The organism is Polaromonas sp. P1_A2 (genome assembly GCF_056406895.1).
Genome location: NZ_JBFTZI010000001.1, coordinates 1,251,937 through 1,269,694, shown reverse-complemented (window position 1 = coordinate 1,269,694; position 17,758 = coordinate 1,251,937). Strand labels below are relative to the sequence as shown.

Genomic DNA, 17,758 nt, shown 5'->3' with positions numbered 1-17,758 from the left:
CCATGCGAAGTGAATCGCTGCCGCGCAGCGCCATACGCGAACGCGAAGGCCGCTACATCTACATCGCCTGTCCCTGGACGCCGCTGGGCGGCGGCATGTTCAAGGTGGCCGACTACCTGATACAGGCCCAGGCTTCCTCGGCCGCCATCGCCTCGGCCGACGCGGCCGAACTCCGGCCGCTGGACACGCGCGGCGGCGCCAACGCCTTGTACTCCTTCTGGGTGCTGGCCACCGCGCTGGCGCGCATCGCGCGCGGCCGCTTCAGCGGCCGGCTGGCCGGCGTGCATGTCAACATGGCCGAGCGTTTAAGCCTGTTCCGCAAGGGCGCCGTCATCGCCGCCTGCCGCGCCCTGGGCGTGCCGGTGGTGCTGCACCTGCACGCCGCGCAACTGCACCATTTCTACCATTCGCTGCCGCGCCCGCTGCGGGCGCTGACGCGCTGGGTGTTCTCGCTGCCGGCCAGCGTTGTGGTGCTGGGCTCGGCCGCGCGGCGCTTTGTCATCGAAGAGCTGGGCGTGGCGCCGGACCGCGTGGACATCGTCATCAACGGCGTGCCCGAACCCACCCATGCGCGCCGCGCCGCCAGCGAAAGCGCCACGCAGCGCGTGCTCTTCCTGGGGAACCTGTCGGAGCGCAAGGGCGTGTCCGACCTGCTGCAGGCGCTGGCCCTGCCCGGCTTTGACACGGCCCGCCTCGAGGTGACCCTGGCCGGCGGCGGCGACGTGCACGGCTACGAAACCAAATCCAGAGAGCTGGGCATCAACGGCTTTGTACGTTTTGCCGGGTGGTCGGACCAGCAACAGGCAGCCAGGATGATGGCGCGCACCGACGTGCTGGTCCTGCCCTCTTACGACGAAGGCCTGCCGCTGGTGATCCTGGAAGCGCTGGCCAACGGCGTCGCGGTGGTGTGCAGCCCCGTCGGTGAAATACCCTCGGTGCTCAGCGACGGCGTCAATGCCTCATTTGTGCAGCCCGGCGATGTGGCCGGCATCGCGGCCGGCCTGCAGCATGTGCTGCGGGACGGCGAATTGCGCGCGGCGCTGGAGCGAAACGGCCGGGCGCTTTATGAACAGCAGTTTTCCATCGCGCATTTTTTCAGCAGCGTGGCGCATATCCACCAGCGCGATTTCGGCGTGGCCGGCCGGCCGCTGCGCGCCGCCGCGGTTTCACAGGACGGCAAAGCATGATCCGGGACGCCGACAGCATTCCCAACGGCAGCCGGCTGGAGGCCGATGTCTGCGTGGTCGGCGGCGGCCCGGCCGGCATCGCGCTGGCGCTTTCGCTGAGCGACCAGGGGCATGCCGTGCTGCTGCTGGAGTCCGGCCGGCTGCAGGCGCATGCGCCCACGCAAGACCTCTATGAAGGCGAAGTGGCCGACGAACAGCTGCACAGCCCGCCCGGCAAATACCGGCAGCGGCGGCTGGGCGGCTCCTCGGCGATCTGGGGCGGGCGCTGCATGCCTTTCGACCCGATCGACTTTGAAACCCGCGCCCACATCCCGCACAGCGGCTGGCCGATCTCGTATGAAGACCTGCTGCCCTGGTACCCGCGCGCCAACGCACTGGCCGAGGCCGGGCGCTTTCTCTATGACGCGGCCCAGGCCTTGGAGCCGGGGACCGGCCCGCTGATTGCCGGCTTCGACAGTGAGCGCGTGCTGAGCAACGGGCTGGAGCGTTTTTCCTGCCCCACACACTTCGGCAGCCGCTATGCCAGGCGGCTGGCGCTGGCGCCCACACTCGAGGTGCTGCTGGGCGCCAATTGCACCGCATTGCGGCTGCAGGCCGACGGCCAGGCATTGCGCGAGCTCGAGGTACGCACGCTGGCCGGCACACAGTTCACCGTCGCCGCGAAAAACACGGTGCTGGCCGCGGGCGGGCTGGAAACCGCGCGCCTGCTGCTGGCCTCGCGCGACGTGGCGCCGCAAGGCGTGGGCAATGCGCATGACGTGGTGGGGCGCTATTACATGTGCCACATCGCCGGCAATGTCGGCACGCTGACGGTGCACGGCCCCACCAGCGACGTGCGCCACGGCTATGAAATCTCGCCCGAAGGCATTTACTGCCGGCGTCGCCTCTCGGTCGCCGCCGGCGAGCAGCGGCGCCTGGGCCTGGCCAATGCGGTGGCGCGCCTGCACTTTCCGCGCATCACCGACCCGGCGCACCGCAGCGGCGTGCTGTCGGGGCTGTTCCTGGCGCGCAAGCTGATCAGCTACGAATACAGCAAGCGCCTGAAAGACGGCGCGCCGCCGACGGCCGGTGTCTACGCGCGCCACCTGCTCAACGTCATGGCCGACCCGCTGGACACCACAGCCTTCCTGTCGCACTGGTTGATGAAGCGCACCCTGGCCGAGCGCAAATTCCCCTCGGTGATCCTGCGCAACCGCAGCAACCGCTTCAGCCTGGAAGTGCATGGCGAACAGATCCCCCAGGCCCACAGCCGGATCACGCTGGCCAGCGGCGTCGATGCGCTGGGCATGCCGCGCCTGAAGGTCGACTGGCGCTACAGCCGCGCCGACATCGACTCCCTGGGCGCCAGCCTGGACGTGATGGCCGAGGAGTTCGCGCGCAGCGGCAAGGCCCGCTTCGACTACAAGCCCCACACCCTGGAAGAGGACCTGATGCGTTTCGGCGCCTACGGCGGCCACCACATCGGCACGGCGCGCATGGGCACGGACCCGCGCAGCAGCGTGGTCGACGCCGACTGCCGCGTGCATTCGGTGCGCAACCTGTTTGTCGCCGGCAGCGCGGTGTTCCCGACCTCCAGCCAGGCCAACCCGACGCTGACGCTGATCGCGCTGTCGCTGCGGCTGGGCGACTTCCTGTCGCGGCAGCTGCGCGCCGAGCGCTCTCCCCTGCAAATGAAGGAGGCCGCATGAAAGTGCTGGTACTGGGCGCTTCCGGCCACATAGGCGCGCGCCTGCTCGAGATGCTGCAGGCCACTCACTGGGCCGCGGCCACGGGCGCATCCAGGCGCATGAAAAACACCGCGAGCTGGCTGGAACTCGACAGCCGCGACCCGCGCCAGCTGGTCCAGGCCTTGAAAGGCTTTGATGCCGTGGTCAACTGCGTGGCAGGCGATGCGGCCTCGATTGCCGACGGCGCGCGCGCTCTGGTGCAGGCCGCGCTGCAGGCCGACTGCCCGCGCATCGTGCACCTGAGCACCATGTCGGTCTACGGCCCCGCCGAGGGCCTTGTGCGCGAAGACGCGCCGCTGGATCCGACTCTGGGCTGGTACGGCCAGGCCAAATGCGAGGCCGAGGCCGCCATGCACGACTTTGTGCGGCACGGCGGCGAGGCCGTGATGCTGCGGCCCGGCTGCGTTTACGGCCCCGGCAGCCAGCTGTGGGTCGGCCGCATAGGCCGCTGGCTGCAGGCCGGGCGCCTGGGCGACCTGGGCATCGCGGGCGACGGATGGGCCAACCTGGTCCATGTCGACGATGTCTGCCAGGCCCTGCTGCTGGCGCTGCGGCTGCCCGCGGCCCAGGGCAAGATACCGGTGTTCAACCTGGCGGCGCCCGACAGCCCGCGCTGGAACGATTATTTTGTGGACCTGGCCCTGGCGATCCAGGCCACACCCGTGCGCCGCCTGGGCAGCCGCCGGCTCCAGCTGGACGCCTGGCTTTGCGGCCCGCCGCTCAAGGCCGCCGAGCGGGCGCTGAAACTGCTGGGCAGCCCCGGCATAAAGCTGCCCGATGCCCTGCCGCCCGGCCTGCTGGGCCTGTGGTCGCAGCAAATACACCTGGACACCCAGGCGGCCAGCCACCGGCTCGGTGTGCAGTGGACACCTTATGCCGACGGGCTGCGCGATTCGGCCGCATGGTTTACGGCGCCCGCCGGCGCCGGCCAAGCCACCCTGGACAAAATCATATGCACGCCCTGAAAGCCGACACCCACCGAAAGTTTGGGTACACCGCCCCCCGCCTCGCGCTCAAAGGCGCGCTGCCGGACCCGGCGTTTCGTGTGCTCGTGTGCCTGCGCCTGTGCCAGGCCGCCGACAAGCTTGCGCCCCCTTGGCGCGGGCTGGCCGTGTGGCCCGCGCGCCTGCTCTACCGGCTGGTGAGCCAGCTGGCCGGCATGGAGATCCCCTGGCGCACGCAGATCGCACCGGGGCTGGCGCTCACGCATGGGCGCGGCATCGTCGTCAACGCCGGGGCGCGCATAGGCCGCAACGTCACGCTGTTCCACGGCGTCACGCTGGGCCAGCGCGACCATATCGACGCGCAGGGCCGCCGGCACACGCTGTACCCGGTGATAGAGGACGAGGTCTGGATAGGGCCGCATGCCATCATCGTGGGCGGCGTCACCGTAGGCAAGGGCAGCCGCATTGCCGGCGGCGCCTACGTCTTCGAGGACGTGCCGCCTTATTGCGTGGTGCTGGGCAACCCGGGGCAGATCGTCAGGCGCGACTGCACGCCCGATGTGCAGAACCGCTACTGCGAGGAAGACACTCCTGCGGCGCAGGCCAGCCATTCGGCGGCAACCGCCGCCGACACCGGCATCAACGCCGGTTGAGAGAAGCCAGCCGCAACGCCCGCGTGAGAAACAGCGGGTTGCCGATCACATAACGCTGGAACAGCCGGCGCGGCTCCAGCGCCAGGCGATACAGCCATTCCACCCCGGCCTTGCGCATCCACAGCGGCGCGCGCGGTGTCTTGCCGCCCAGGAAATCGATGATGGCGCCGCCGCAGACGATGAGACAGGGAAAGTCCAGCACCTGGCGCAGCTGGGCCGCGACCTCTTCCTGCCGCGGCATGCCCATGCCCAGCACGATCAGCGCCGGCCGGTGCGTGGCCGCCAGCAGGCAATAGGTGCCCGCGTCGAGAAAGCCGTTGGCGCGTGTGAGCGTGCTGTGCGGCGCGAGCTCCTCGCGCACGCGCTGCGCGGCTTTTTCGAGCCAGGGCTCGCGCGTGCCGAAAAGCGCGATGCCGCGGCCGTCAAAAGCGCGCACCAGCCGGGGGATCAGGTCGGTGCCGTTGAGGTTGAGGCCGGGCTCCATGCGCAGCAGCTTGAACAGCGTCGCCATGCCCGAGCCGTCCCTGAGCACCCTGTCGGCCGAGCGCATGGCCTCAAAAAACGGCGTCGACACCGCCATGGAATTCATCGCGTGCGCATTCGCGAAAGCCAGCACCGTTGGCACGCGGGGCTGGCTCAGCTCGGACAGCAAGGCCTGGCCTTGGTCCGGGCTTTGCACGCGCTCGATTTTCGCCAGCAGCAGCGCCCAGCGCAGGCGCCAGTCGGCGGGATTGCCGGTGGAGGGATTCAGCATGGGTTTCCCCGCTTTCGGGACTGCGGCATGAGAAAATCGGGCCCATGGCCAAAGCAATGTCCCTTGAGAATTTCCAGCGCGGCATCCGCATCGCCGCGACGCTGGCGCTCGCCATGAGTGCCGCGGTGCTCTATGTGGGCGGCGCCCAGCCGGTGGCCGTGGGCTTGTTTCCCGCGCCCTGGGACAAGCTGGCGCATTTGCTGACTTTTGCCGTGGTCGGCATGGCCGCGGGCCTGGCCGGCGGCATGCGCGGCTGGCGCATGGCCATCTGTTGCCTCGCGGGCGCACTGCTGGTCGGCGGCATGGACGAGGTGCACCAGATGTACTTGCCGGGCCGCTCCGCGAGCTGGGCCGACCTGGCCGCCGATGCGGCGGGCGGATTGCTGGGTGCGGCGGTGCTGGCCGTGCTGCACCGCCTCTCGGGCGGCCACCTCACGCATCGCCTCAAGCATCGTTAAGCACCGAGCCCACCAGGGCCACGCCGAATTCACGCAGGCTGTGCGTGAAGCGCGTCATCTGCGGCAGCGAGCTGGTGTTCTGCCGCGCCACCACCAATGCGGCGCCCGCGCGCACCGCCACCGTATGGGCGTCGGCGCATTCGCTGGCGGGGGGCGTGTCGATGATGATGATGTCGAAGTCCTGGCCCAGCGCCTGCAGCAGCCTGGAAAACTCCTGCCGGCCCAGCAGCTCCTGCGGATTCGGCGGAATCACACCGGCCGGCAGCACCGACAGATCCTGCAGCGCCGCGACGCTGACCACGGCCTCCAGCCCGGCACGGCCGGCCAGCATGTCCGACAGGCCCGCGCCCTTGCCGAGGTTGAACAGCAGGTGCTGGCGCGGCGCCCGCATGTCGGCATCGACCAGCAGGGTGCGCAGGCCCAGTTGCGAAAACACAATCGCCAGGTTGGCCGAGATATAGCTGCGCCCTTCCCGGGAGCCGGCGCTCACGATGGCCAGGCCGCGGCGGTCCGGGCCGGTGTCGAACCAGCGCAGCATCAGCTGGCTGCGCAGCGCCCGCAGCTGCTCCACCGGCTGGCTGTTGGGATGGTGGGCCGCCACCAGTTCACGGCTTAAATTGCTTTCGCGGGCCAGGTAGGGATAGTCGAACTGCACCGACAGCGCGTAGCGCACATCGTCGTCGGTCAGCAGCCCCAGCGCCTTGCCGGAATCACCGAAGCGCGCGCCGCGGTCCTTCTGGAAATGCACGATGCGCTCGGCGTCCAGCGGCGAGAGCCGCCCGGCATCGACCAGGATGGCGCCTATGGAGCGGCCCGAGCCGGTGGCCGGCTTGCTGGGCACGGTCAGGGGAACGGGGCGCACCACCGCCTGGTTGCCGTTTCTGTTCATGTTGATGCTCATGCTCATCCTCCCAAACCGAGCGCCAGCCGGCGCGGACCGCTGAGCCGGGTGTTGCCCGTGCTCGAAGAAATGCTGGCCAGCACCGGCAGCTCCAGCATCTGCACCAGGTCCTCGGCGGAGCGCACGCGGCGGTTGGCGAGCTCCAGCAGCAAGGCGCAGGCGATACCCAGCAGGGTGCCGCCGAAAGCAGCAATCAGCAGGTTGACCAGCAGCCTCGGGCTGGACGGGTTGACGGGCGCCGTCGCGACGTTGAGGCGCACCACATTGGTCTGGTTGGTCAAACTCTGCAGGCGCGTCTGCGAGGCGCTCTGGCTCACGGTCTCGTAAGCGCGCTGGGCCGACTCGACGTCGCGGCGGTAGACGTTGAGTTCGTCGCGCTGCTTGTTCAGGGCCAGCACACGCGCTTTCTGCGCGCTGACCGCGCCCTGCAGTTCGCGTTCGCGGTCCTTGCCGACGCGGTAGGTAGTTTCGATGGAGGCATTGATGCGCGCGGTCTCGCTGGCCAGCCGGCTCTTGAGGGCGGCCAGCTCGGATTCGGCGCGCTGGCGCTCGGGATGGTTCTCGCCCAGGCGCACGCTGACTTCCTGCACCTTGGCCTCCTGCCGCGCCACGTCGGCCTTCAGGCCGTTGATCAGCGGGCTTTGCATCACCTCGGCGACGGTGTCGCCGCGCGAGCCGCGCTTGCTCTGGCTGTCGGTGGTGTCGCCCTGCACCGTGGTGAGCTGGGACGATATCTCCGCCAGCTTGGTGGTTTCATAGTCCACCCGCTCGTCGCTGCTGACGATGCCGGCTTTCTGCTGGTAGTCGGACAGGCGCGCCTGGGCTTCCTCCAGCTTGGCGCGCGAGGCCTTGGTCTGCTCGTCAAACCATTCCGCGTAAATGCGCGCGGGTTCGGTCTTCAGCGCCAGGTTGATGTCCAGGTAGGCCTGGGCAAAGGCGTTGGCCACGCTCGCGGCTTCTTCGGCGTCGCTGCCTTTGTAGGTGATGTTGATCACATTGCTTTCGCGCGCGGGCCGCACGTCCAGGCGCTTTTGCAGCGAATCGGCGAGCCAGCCTTCCAGCGTGCCGCGGCCTTCCGTCGCCTCCATCCAGCGCTCCTTGGTGCGCGGGTTTTCGTCGAGCTTGAGCATCTTCACCACGCGCTGGGCCACGCGGTCGCCGCCAATGATGTCGACCTGCGTGGCCATGTAGCTGGGCGCCACCAGACCCTGTATGGGCGCGCTGCCGGCTCCGGCCACCGGGTCGGGCGAGCGCACGTCGACCAGCACGGCGGTCTGCGCCGTGTATTTTTTCGGCAGCACCAGGCTGACCGCCAGCGCCGCGGAGATCGCCAGCAGGATGATCAGCAGCGCCACCTTGTAGCGGGCGCGCAGTATCAGTAAAAATTGATGGAGTGTCATGGCTTTCCAGTCATGGCTGTTAGAAAAGGCTTTCGCGGACGTAGATCACGTCCTCGGGGCGAACCAGGTCGTTGAGGTTGGGCGTGGTTTCCACGACCTTGCCCGAGGCGTCGCGGCGGTGCAGCTTCAGGCGGTTCTGGCTGCCGCGCACGGTCGGGCCGCCGCCCTGGGCCAGCGCCTGCATGACCGTCATGCCGCGCTCGATGCGGTAGGGGCCGGGGCGCTGCGCCTCGCCGTAGATGTAGAACATGGGCGCCTTGTTGACGTACAGGGTGTCCCCGCCCGCCAGCACGATGTCATCGTCGGATTTCGCGTTGAGGAACAGCGCCGGGATGTCTATCACCTTGCGAAACGGCTTGCCGTCGCGCTGGCCGGTGACGATCAGTTCGTCGTCGCCGGTCGGGGTGGTGCCGCCGGCGGCGGCCAGCATGTCGCTGACGCGGGTGTTGAAGGTCTCCAGCGGGAAACGGCCGGGCCGGCTCACCTGGCCCAGCACCGCCACCTGGTTGCCGCGCACCTGGCGCAGCACGATGTTGACCTGCGGCACCTTGACGAAGCCGCCGCTACGCAGCGCATCGGCGATCTTCTTTTCAGCCTCGGCAATCGTCAGCCCGCCGAGCTGCACGCTGCCCACCAGCGGGTAGCTGATCACGCCGCTTTCGGAAACGCGCGCGTCGATGGACAAATCGGGACTCTGGTAGACCTGCACGCCGATGGCGTCGCCGGCGCCCAGCCGGTAGTCCTGGCTGCTCGGCAAGGCGGCCGTGGCCGCCACCGAAGCGGGCGCGACCGGCGCCGTCGTTGCAGCGGCCTGCACCGAAGAAGGAGCGGACGGCTGTGCGGTCGTCTGGGCCGGCGGGGTTTGCGCCCACAGCGGCGCGGTGGCCAGGCACAACAGCGTGGCCAGGAAATATCGGGTCATGGGTTTCAAATTCAGCAGGTTCATCTTGTCGCCTTTAGGGAAAGCAGGGATTCAGGTAAGGCCTGCTCAAAAGCTCGCGTCGGCCGACAGGCCGAAGGAATTGCTCTTGTAGTCAAAGCCCGGCTCGTTGGACTTGCGCCTGTCGCTTTGCACCGACGCCGTCAGCTTGAGCGCGCGCATGGCCTGCCATTCGAGGGCCAGGGACACCAGGTCGGTGGTGTCGCGGCGGCCGCTGGCGGCAAAGCCCGGCAGCGGCCCCTTGAAGTCGCGCGCGCCGTGGTCGTAACGCAGGCGCACCGCGGTTTTTTCGGTGGGCTTCCAGGTCGGTGCGACAAAGAAGCGCCAGCCTTCGTAGTAACTCGATGTGTTGGTCTGGTAACTGGCCAGTTCACGCACCAGGCCGCCGGCCAGCGTGCTCTTGGGCGTGATGGCCCAGGCCGCGTCAAGCTGGCCGGTCACGCCGGAAAAGTCCCGCGCCCCCACGCCGTCGTGCTCGCGATCCAGGTACGCGACCTTGGCGCGCAGCGTGGTCTTGGCACTGGGTGCCCAGTCAAGGCGGAACTCATGCTCGCGGTCGGTGAAGTTGCCGGCGATCCCCGGCGCCAGGAAGCGGCCCGGGTACTCGCCCTTGCCTTCCCGGAAGCGGTAGGCCATGGAGGTGCCCGACGGGTAGACATAACGCACGCCGGCCTCGGCACCGTGGATTTTGGAATCGGCCTCGAAGGTGTTGGGCTGGCTGTTGGAGCTGGTGCGCTCGAACAGGCCGCCCACCACGCGCCAGGCGCCGTCGAGTTCGTACTCGGCATCAAATATGGTGGAGCGGTTGGTGCGGCGGTTGATCTGCCCCGCGCCCTGCACGTCGGCATAGGTGTCGACATACTCGCGCCTGTCGCTGGTCAGGTTGCCGTGCAGGGCCGGCGTGAAGCTCCAGCGCCAGGCGGCCGCGTAGTTGACCGCCGTGAAGTCCAGGTAGGAAAAACGGCTGTAGCGGTGGTCCTCGATATTCGCGTCGAACTCGAAACGCTGCAGCCCGTAGGGCTTGTTGATCTTGAAGCCCGCCGTGGTCACCGCCACGTTGTCGTCGCGCTCGGGCCTGCCGAGCACGGCCTGCGTGTTGGCGGAATCGGGCAGCCGGAACACATTGCTGTCATGCGTCACGCTTTGCCCCAGCCGGAACTGCAGCGTGTCCAGGTCGTCAGCCTGCGCGGCCAGGGGAAACAGGCCCAGCAGCAACAAGGGAATCGGGAGGAGTTTTTGAGGGTGCTTCAAGGGCGGGTCTCCGCGGAAGGATGAAAAAAAGATACTGAGTACATGCTTGGGTGGCGATAGTCCGTTTGCCCTAATGGCAGCACTGCATAGGCAGCCTGATGAACGGGTGGATGCCATCTCCTTTCATTCTTAATAAGCCGCGCCATCCTTGAAGACCAGGCGAATGGTTTTCAGGATGATGAAAAAGTCCAGCTGCAGCGACCAGTTGCGCAGGTAGTCCAGGTCGCAGTCGATGCGCGACTGCATCTTGTCCAGCGTGTCGGTTTCGCCGCGCTGGCCGTTGACCTGGGCCCAGCCCGTGATGCCGGGCCTGACCTTGTGGCGCACCATATAGCCCTTGATGAGCGAGCGGTACATCTCGTTGTGCGCCACGGCGTGCGGGCGCGGGCCGACGATGCTCATGCGGCCTTGCAGCACGTTGATGAACTGCGGCAGCTCGTCAAGCGAGGTCTTGCGCAGGATAGCGCCCAGGCGGGTGACCCGCATGTCGTTCTTGCTGGCCTGGCGTATGGTTCCGCCGTCCTCGGTGACGGCCATGGAGCGGAATTTGTAGACCAGGATCTGCTCGCCGTCCAGGCCGTAGCGGCGCTGCTTGAAAATCACCGGCCCCGGCGAGTCCAGCTTCACCAGCAGGGCAATGACCAGCATGACGGGGAAGATCAGCAGCAGGATCAGCAGCGACAGCACAACATCGCTGGCGCGCTTGAGGAAACCGTGGACGCCGCGAAACGGCGTGTCGCAGACCGAGATCACCGTGACGCCGCACACCGTGTCGCTGCGGCCCTGGATCAGGTCGGTGATGAACATGTCGGGCACAAAATAGATCGAGGCGGTGGTGTCCTTGAGCCCGTCCAGAACCTGCAGGATGCGCGGGCGCGAGGCCATGGGCAGCGACAGGTAGATGAACTGGATGCGGTGCTGTTTGACGTAGGCCGGCAGGTCGTCGATCTTTCCGACCAGCCGGTGTTCGTCCTGCGCTTCCCTGCGGTCTTCGCCGCGGTCGTCGAAAAAGCCTTTGAGCTCTATGCCCGAGTAGGCCGAACCGGCGATGTTGCGGGCCAATGAAACGCCCTGCTCGTTCATGCCGACGATCACCGCGCCGCGCGGCGGCCCCTGCAGTTTCAGCAGCTGCGGCGCCGCCGCCCTGAGGGCCAGGTGCGCGCCGGCCTGGGCCGCGGGCGCGACCCACAGCCAGTGGCTCAGCACGGTCATGGAAAACTTGTGGAAGTACTCCGTCACATAGCCGGTCAGCAGCAGCAGGCCGGCTATCCATATCCAGTGAAAGGCGATTTTCGAGAACACCTTCCACACCGGCAGGCGCAGCTGCGAGCTGCCCGGAAAGGTCAGCGAGAACACGATGACGGACAGGATCAGGTAGGCGGGCCGCACCGAGCCCTCGAAATAAAACGCCAGCGCCCACAGCGAAAACACCAGTACCAGCGGGTCCAGCCCGGCTTCGACGGCGGTGAACAAATGGCTGCGGCCCAGCCCCATGGAACGGGGTTCGCGCTGGTTGAGCCAGGCGGACGCGGAATTGAGCTGGTTTGCCTCAGCCATATATGCCTACCCTTGTCACTTTGGAAACCGCCTGCGCGCGGTTGAAGACGTTGAGCTTCTGGAAGATGCGCTGCATGTGGTTCTTCACGGTGAAGCCGCTGATGTTGAGAATGGCGCCTATCTCGGAATTGGTTTTTCCCATGGCCACCCAGGCCATGATCTGGGTCTCGCGCTCGCTGAGGCCGCTGGCGTCTTCGGCCGGGCCGCGCATGGCGGCAAGGCGGCGCTGCTGCGGCAGCGGTGCCATCTGGCGCAAGGCGGCATCCACGCCGGGCATCAGCACGCGCAGGGCCGTGCTGCAAGGCTCGGCCGGGATGTCATCCGCGCTCATGAACACATAGAGGCACTCCTGCTGCGCCCTTTCGTCCTGCAGGCCGTGGATCAGCACCGAGCGCATGCCGCGCAGGCTGCCCGGGAAGGAGCCCGGCAAGCTCGCCTGGCCCAGCAGGTATTCAAATTCGCTGAAGTCCAGCCGGCAGGGCTGGCGCTCGGCGGCCAGCCAGCGCTCATGGAACTTGCCTAATAGAAAGGGCAGCCCGTCCGTGCCCGCGGCATAGGAGCGCGCACCGGGCAGGCTGGAGACGACGTCGTGCTGCAGGACACCCTGCTGGAAATCGCCCCAGCCCGCGAGCAGGATGTCGTGGGGGAGGCATTGCTGCATGTCGCCCTGAAGCCAGGCCAGCAGTTCAGCATGCCGCGTGACGGCCGTGCCTTGCACGAGCAGTGCCGCATAGCGCGCGGAATCTTCGCTTGAAAGCGGAGTGTGAGAATTCATTTCCGGATGTCACTTCCTGTGTTTGTCCCGCGAAATCGCCAAGTGACGGCGCTGCGGAAACAGCTGATTGAGGATCGAACACATCTGCGGGAGACGCCATGCGCCAAGCGAGACAGTTGATGTAGGAGATAAACCCAGTTTAGGGTTTTCCCGGTTGATTCATTTGACAGAAGAGCTGCGCATTCGTTGCAACAACGTAACAGCTGTGCGCTGGATGTTGGATGCCGCGCAAAACGATACTGCTTGCAACAGTTTGCTTTTTTGCGGACCCGAAGTTGCAGCCTTGCTTGATTACGCTCCAAGCATCTCCCCGCATTGATCTCATTGATCTATTCGTCATTCGACGCTTCAACGCGCACGCGCGGCCCGCGACCCGGGTGGCGGGATCTCATGCAGCATGAATAAAGGAACCCGCATCCGATGACCGGCCAAAAAATGAAACGCAGTCTTGAGGTGGACACCTTGAGGGGCATTGCCTGTGTCCTGCTGGTCCTGTTTCATGTGGTGGGGGACACCCCCAGCGTCGGATTGAAGATTCCGGAAGGCCACTGGCTGCAGGTCTTCAATGAAGCGCTGGCCTATATCCGCATGCCGCTGTTCTCCTTTATCTCGGGCTATGTCTACGGTTTTCGCCCCTACCAGGGCAATGCCCCGGGTTTTATCAAGGGCAAGGTGCGCAGGCTGCTGCTCCCGCTGATCACGGTCGGGACCATTTTTGCCGTCGTGCAGGCGCTCACGCCGGGCGCCAACAACGCCGTGGACCGCTGGTGGCTGCTGCACATCGTGCCGGTGGGGCACTTCTGGTTCCTGGAAGCGCTGTTCATCGTCTTCCTGGTGGCGGTCTTGCTGGAGCACCTGAAGGCACTGTCGACGCCGGCCGGCTTCGCGCTGGTGTGGGCGCTGAGCGCGGTGCTGTTCGACTACTTCAGCCCGCCGAATTATTTTGCCGCCCAGGGCGCCGTCTACCTGCTGCCTTTTTTCCTCGCGGGGCTGGCCTGCAAACGCTTCGAGATCAGCGGCCCGGCCGCGCGCGGCATCGCGGCGGCCGTCTTCATCTGCGCCGCGACCGCGGCCATGCTGCTGCCGCAGTATTCAGAACAAGGCAACTCCCTGGCCGCGCTGGGACTCGGTGTGTGCAGCGCCTTTTTGCTGCTGCGCAGCGGCTGGAGCTCTCCGCGCCTCGCCTATGTCGGCTCCTATTCGTTCGCGATCTACCTGCTGCATGTGTTCTTCACCGCGGCAAGCCGCATTGCCCTGAAGAAGATGGGCGTCACGGATATCTATGTGCTGATGGTGGCGGGCCTGGCCGCGGGCCTGGCCGGGCCGATTGTGTCGGCGCTGCTCATCAGCCGCTCCCCCAGCCTCAATCTCTGGCTGCTGGGCACAACCGGCGGCGGGCCCAAAACCAAAGCAAAAGCAGCGCCGGCCTGAGACAGCCACCTGGTTGACGCCTTCGCGTTAGTCCGCCTGACAGCGGTAACACCTTTGCGCTATAAGGGTAACAACCTTTTACAGGACTTTCCCTGTGCGCATGGCGAAGTTGTACCAACAAAAATGGCTGTGGATCCGGCTGCCCATGGCGCTTGTCGCCGCAGCCACGGCCACGGGCCTGTGGCTGTTCGTCTATCCCATGCCGCCCGCGCAGCTGAGCATCACCACGGCCGGCGCGGACGGCGCCTACTACCTGCACGCCCAGCGCTACGCCGAAAAATTCGCGGAGCACGGCATCACGCTCGAAATCCAGACCTCGGCCGGTTCGCAGCAAAACCTGGAGCGCCTTCGCCAGGCCGTGAATCCCTCGGACCTTGCCCTGATGCAGGGCGGCTTCGGCTACCTGGGCAGCTCGCTCGAAAGACGCGACCGCAGCCGCGTCGAAACCCTGGCCAATGTGGATGTGGAACCGGTGTGGGTTTTCACACGCGGCCGCGAAATCGATTCGCTCAACCAGCTGCAGGGCCTGCGCGTGGCCGTAGGCCCCGAAGGCAGCGGAACCCGCAAGGTGGCGCTCAAGCTGCTGGAGCAGGCGAGGATTGAGGCCGGGGACCTGACGCTCTCCCCGCTGACCAGCAGCCCCGCCGTCCAGGCCCTGCGGCAGGGAACGGTCGACGTCGTCTTCATCGTGGCGGCGCCCGAATCCTTCGTGGTGCAAAACATGCTGAGCCTGCCGGGCATCCACATGGCGAACATCCGCAAGTCCGCCGCCATCACCGAGCGCAACCCCTACCTCGAGTCGCGCCTGCTGGCGCAGGGCACGCTGGATGCGCGGCTGCCGCCGCGCGACATCACACTGCTGACCACCTCGGCCAGCCTGGTGGCGCGCGAGGGCCTGCACCCCGCCCTCAAGCGCCTGGCCATCGCGGTGGCCATGGACGCCCACGCCGGCGGCGGGCTGTTCCACCGCGCGGGCGATTTCCCCTCGCTGCGGCGCATCGACTTTCCCACCGCACCGCAGGCGCGCGAAACCCTGACGCACGGCCTGCCCTGGCTGGAGCGCGTGCTGCCCTTCTGGTGGGCCCAGGTCGCCGAGCGCATCCTGCTGATCGTGCTGCCGGTTGCGCTGCTGGCACTGTGGCTGATGCGGCTGGTGCCGGCCTACCTGCGCTGGGTGCTGGAAAGCCGGGTGAACCGCTGGTACGGCGAGCTCAAGTTCATTGAAAACGACCTGGGCCAGGAATCGCTCTCGGGGCTGGACCTGACACGCTTCCTGATACGCCTGAACGGCATCGACAAGGCCATGATGGCTTTTGCCACGCCCCGCGACCTGATGGCGCGCTGCTACACGCTGCACCAGCACATCGAGTTTGTGCGCCAGCGGCTGTACCGGATGAGGGGGCGATAGGGGCGATGAAACTGCTGCTGCTTTACCGCCGGCGCTGGTGGCTGTTCTACCTGCCGGTGCTGCTGTGCACGGCCCTGGCCCTGTGGTGGTCGGCGACCCAATGGAAAGTGCTGCCGCCCAGCGAGGTGCTCATAGGCGCGGGCTCGCCGCAGGACGGCTACTCCATGCTGGCACAGCGTTATGCCGAGCAGCTCGAGCGCATGGGCGTGCGCGCCGAGCTGGTGTATTCGGACACACAAAAAGGCTCGCTGGACAGGCTGGGCCGGCCGGGCGACGCCACCAGCATAGGTTTTGCCCAGGGCATTTACGCCAGTACCGACACCGGGGTGCAGGCGCTGGCCGTGGTAGCCCAGGAACCGGTGTGGATTTTCTCCACCACGGGCGGGCCTTTGTCGCTGGCGCAGGCCCGGGGCTTGCGCATCGCGGCGGGGCCGGCCTCGTCCTCCTCCTTCATGGCGGCCATGCTGATGCTGGCGCACGCCGGCGTGCGGCCCGCGGACGTGCAGTTCGACAGCAGCGCCGGCGTGGCGGCCGCCAATGCACTGATCGACGGCAAGGTCGATCTGGTGTTTCATGTCGCCGGTGACGACTCGCAGGCCGTGCAGCTGCTGACGCGCAGCAGCGGCATCCAGCTGCTGGGCGTCGAGCACGCCGGCGCACTGGCCGCCCAGAACCCGCGCCTGCAGCCGCTGCTGCTGCCGCAGGGCGCGATCGAGCTGCGCGGCGACATTCCGCCCAAAGACCTCACGCTGATGAGCCTGCAAACCCATTTGCTGGTGAGGCAGGACGTGCACCCGGCCCTGCAGCGCGCCCTGCTGGACGCCGCCATTGAAATCCACGAGATACCGAACTTCTTGCAGCGCCACGGCCAGTTCCCGAGTTTTCGCGGCAGCGACTTCCCGCTCTCGGCCGCGGCGCGCGGCTACAGCCTGGGCGCGCGCCCCTGGATGGAAACCCTGCTGCCCTACCGCACGGCCCAGTACGCGGAGCTGGTCTTCTACGCCATCCTGCCGCTGCTGGGCATCGCGCTGCTGATGCTGGCCTGGATCCCCAGGCTGTTCGACTGGCGCATCAGCTCCGCTTTGAACCATTTTTACGGCGACCTCAAATTCCTCGAAAGCGAGATCGATGAGGTCTCCGCCGACGACCCCGTGGCGCTGCGCCGGCTGCTGGAGCGGCTGGACAACATCGAACGCCAGGTGGTGTCGCTGGACCTGCCCGATGAATTTTCCGAGCGCTGGTACACCTTGCGCGAGCACCTGGCGGCGGCGAGCGACCGTCTGCTCAAGTTGAGGTCGCGGTAGTGCCTGTTACTGCCATGTTTATTTTCGCCCCTTCGGATGGTGATCTCGGCCCTGCGGGCCTAGTGGTGCTTACTCCTGTCTACTTGCTCGCCGTCCTCTTTTGGGCCCGCCGCAAAGGCGCTAAACAGGCCGGCGAAAAGCAAGGTGTACTGGTTCGGCGGTAAATGGATCGTCGATCAACCCTGAGAAAGCTAAAGCTTTCGCGCTCCAGCCTTAGCAAAACCTGCCAAACGAGACTTCACATCACCCGGACTTCCATCACCCCAGCGAGTAGTGATCATCAGAGTTCGGTCACCTTTCAATACCGTTACTCCGTACGCTTCCTTCTGGATATTCCACCAATATGCTTTTTCACCCATATCGGCCGCGAGGGTAAAGGTTATGTCAGCAGTACTCTTTGTGGCTTCAGAAAATTTCTTTTGCGCCATCGCTGCGTTTGGCGCCTGCACTAGCTGCACAGTCAGACTGCTCCGGTTTGCGAAAAACACGCACGAGGAAATCTTGTCCCCCTCGTATACCTGAACATTGCGATTTGGGTTGTGCTGCTTAAGTTTCTCGCCGAGCACACTCTCCGCTTCCGTTGCATTCATGAGGTCACAAGCAACCAACTCGGGTGCCGCTATAGCTGCAAGAGCATTCAGGCTCAACATCAAGGCAATCGGCACATAGTTGCTTTTCATTTCGCTCCTCCCTGTGTTTGTTATGAACGGATGTGGAATTTAAGGCTACGAGTTTCGCATGCGAAAACGAAACCAGCAATTACTTCGGCCCAGATATCTCGTTGCATCCTAGAAGTTGCACAATGACTATCCCCTAACTTGGGGGGACGTGGGTGCCGTCGAAGTTCTTTGCAAACCCACAGTGATCTGCGGACTGTCACAAGTCAGCGCCTCATCTTGTCTTTCCACTGCAGCCAAGCCGCGCAGTCCGTGAGTGCTTTCCACTTATAGCTAATCCGCTCCAGGTCCCCGCTGGAGATCGTCGTGATCTGCCGTCTTGCCGGAGCCAGGCGGCGGCCTGACCCAACCTAAAAATGCTGATCCGTAGAAGCGCAAAGCACAATACCCT

General features: G+C 66.1%; 16 protein-coding genes. 8 read left to right on the top strand and 8 right to left on the bottom strand.

Annotated features, from left to right (window positions below):
• Positions 1 to 2: 2 nt before the first annotated feature.
• The 4 genes from AC1D09_RS06055 to AC1D09_RS06040 are packed head-to-tail and all read left to right on the top strand — an operon-like array spanning position 3 to position 4,511.
• Positions 3 to 1,187, top strand: a complete 1,185-nt coding sequence (locus AC1D09_RS06055) for a glycosyltransferase family 4 protein (RefSeq protein WP_477660889.1) — start codon at positions 3 to 5, stop codon at positions 1,185 to 1,187.
• Positions 1,184 to 2,875, top strand: coding sequence for an FAD-dependent oxidoreductase (locus AC1D09_RS06050; RefSeq protein WP_477660888.1), 1,692 nt, complete (start codon positions 1,184 to 1,186; stop codon positions 2,873 to 2,875). Before AC1D09_RS06055 ends, AC1D09_RS06050 begins: the two co-directional genes overlap by 4 nt.
• Positions 2,872 to 3,879 carry an NAD-dependent epimerase/dehydratase family protein gene (locus tag AC1D09_RS06045; protein ID WP_477660887.1) on the top strand — a complete coding sequence of 336 codons (1,008 nt, stop codon included), beginning with the start codon at positions 2,872 to 2,874 and terminating at the stop codon, positions 3,877 to 3,879. Before AC1D09_RS06050 ends, AC1D09_RS06045 begins: the two co-directional genes overlap by 4 nt.
• On the top strand, positions 3,867 to 4,511 hold the full coding sequence (locus AC1D09_RS06040) for a serine O-acetyltransferase (protein ID WP_477660886.1): 645 nt from the start codon (positions 3,867 to 3,869) through the stop codon (positions 4,509 to 4,511). Before AC1D09_RS06045 ends, AC1D09_RS06040 begins: the two co-directional genes overlap by 13 nt.
• Here the strand turns inward: AC1D09_RS06040 and AC1D09_RS06035 are convergent.
• A complete protein-coding gene (locus AC1D09_RS06035) occupies positions 4,498 to 5,265 on the bottom strand; it encodes a WecB/TagA/CpsF family glycosyltransferase (RefSeq protein ID WP_477660885.1) in 768 nt (255 codons plus the stop codon). The two genes, AC1D09_RS06040 and AC1D09_RS06035, sit on opposite strands and share 14 nt — an antisense overlap.
• A 44-nt stretch (positions 5,266 to 5,309) precedes the next feature.
• Between AC1D09_RS06035 and AC1D09_RS06030 the strand changes: the two genes are divergently transcribed.
• Positions 5,310 to 5,723, top strand: a complete 414-nt coding sequence (locus tag AC1D09_RS06030) for a VanZ family protein (RefSeq protein ID WP_477660884.1) — start codon at positions 5,310 to 5,312, stop codon at positions 5,721 to 5,723.
• Here AC1D09_RS06030 and epsG read toward each other — a convergent pair.
• The 6 genes from epsG to epsA form a co-directional block, all read right to left on the bottom strand.
• Positions 5,710 to 6,624 (bottom strand): chain length determinant protein tyrosine kinase EpsG, encoded by a 915-nt coding sequence (gene epsG / locus AC1D09_RS06025; RefSeq protein WP_477660883.1) that lies wholly within the window; start codon positions 6,622 to 6,624, stop codon positions 5,710 to 5,712. The genes AC1D09_RS06030 and epsG overlap by 14 nt on opposite strands.
• A gap of 2 nt (positions 6,625 to 6,626) precedes the next feature.
• Positions 6,627 to 8,024: a chain length determinant protein EpsF gene (gene epsF, locus AC1D09_RS06020; protein WP_477660882.1), complete on the bottom strand. Its 1,398-nt coding sequence runs from the start codon at positions 8,022 to 8,024 to the stop codon at positions 6,627 to 6,629.
• A gap of 19 nt (positions 8,025 to 8,043) precedes the next feature.
• Entirely contained in the window at positions 8,044 to 8,946 is a 903-nt protein-coding gene (gene epsE / locus AC1D09_RS06015; RefSeq protein WP_477660881.1) for a polysaccharide export protein EpsE, read from the bottom strand.
• A 66-nt stretch (positions 8,947 to 9,012) separates the two neighbouring features.
• Positions 9,013 to 10,215, bottom strand: a complete 1,203-nt coding sequence (epsL, locus tag AC1D09_RS06010) for an XrtB/PEP-CTERM-associated polysaccharide biosynthesis outer membrane protein EpsL (protein WP_477660880.1) — start codon at positions 10,213 to 10,215, stop codon at positions 9,013 to 9,015.
• A 129-nt stretch (positions 10,216 to 10,344) separates the two neighbouring features.
• Complete coding sequence (locus tag AC1D09_RS06005) at positions 10,345 to 11,772, bottom strand: undecaprenyl-phosphate glucose phosphotransferase (RefSeq protein WP_477660879.1); 1,428 nt, start codon at positions 11,770 to 11,772, stop codon at positions 10,345 to 10,347.
• Positions 11,765 to 12,547, bottom strand: a complete 783-nt coding sequence (gene epsA, locus AC1D09_RS06000; protein WP_477660878.1) for an XrtB/PEP-CTERM-associated transcriptional regulator EpsA — start codon at positions 12,545 to 12,547, stop codon at positions 11,765 to 11,767. Before epsA ends, AC1D09_RS06005 begins: the two co-directional genes overlap by 8 nt.
• A gap of 435 nt (positions 12,548 to 12,982) precedes the next feature.
• Here epsA and AC1D09_RS05995 point away from each other — a divergent pair, with 435 nt between their 5' ends.
• The 3 genes from AC1D09_RS05995 to AC1D09_RS05985 all read left to right on the top strand — a co-directional run bounded on the left by AC1D09_RS05995 (position 12,983) and on the right by AC1D09_RS05985 (position 16,690).
• Positions 12,983 to 13,978 (top strand): acyltransferase family protein, encoded by a 996-nt coding sequence (locus tag AC1D09_RS05995; RefSeq protein ID WP_477660877.1) that lies wholly within the window; start codon positions 12,983 to 12,985, stop codon positions 13,976 to 13,978.
• Positions 13,979 to 14,078: 100 nt separating this feature from the next.
• Positions 14,079 to 15,386 carry a TAXI family TRAP transporter solute-binding subunit gene (locus AC1D09_RS05990; RefSeq protein WP_477700973.1) on the top strand — a complete coding sequence of 436 codons (1,308 nt, stop codon included), beginning with the start codon at positions 14,079 to 14,081 and terminating at the stop codon, positions 15,384 to 15,386.
• Positions 15,387 to 15,391: 5 nt separating this feature from the next.
• A complete protein-coding gene (locus AC1D09_RS05985) occupies positions 15,392 to 16,690 on the top strand; it encodes a TAXI family TRAP transporter solute-binding subunit (RefSeq protein ID WP_477660875.1) in 1,299 nt (432 codons plus the stop codon).
• Positions 16,691 to 16,881: 191 nt separating this feature from the next.
• On the opposite strand, the gene AC1D09_RS05980 is transcribed toward AC1D09_RS05985, so the two are convergent.
• Positions 16,882 to 17,370: a hypothetical protein gene (locus AC1D09_RS05980; RefSeq protein ID WP_477660874.1), complete on the bottom strand. Its 489-nt coding sequence runs from the start codon at positions 17,368 to 17,370 to the stop codon at positions 16,882 to 16,884.
• Positions 17,371 to 17,758: the final 388 nt, after the last annotated feature.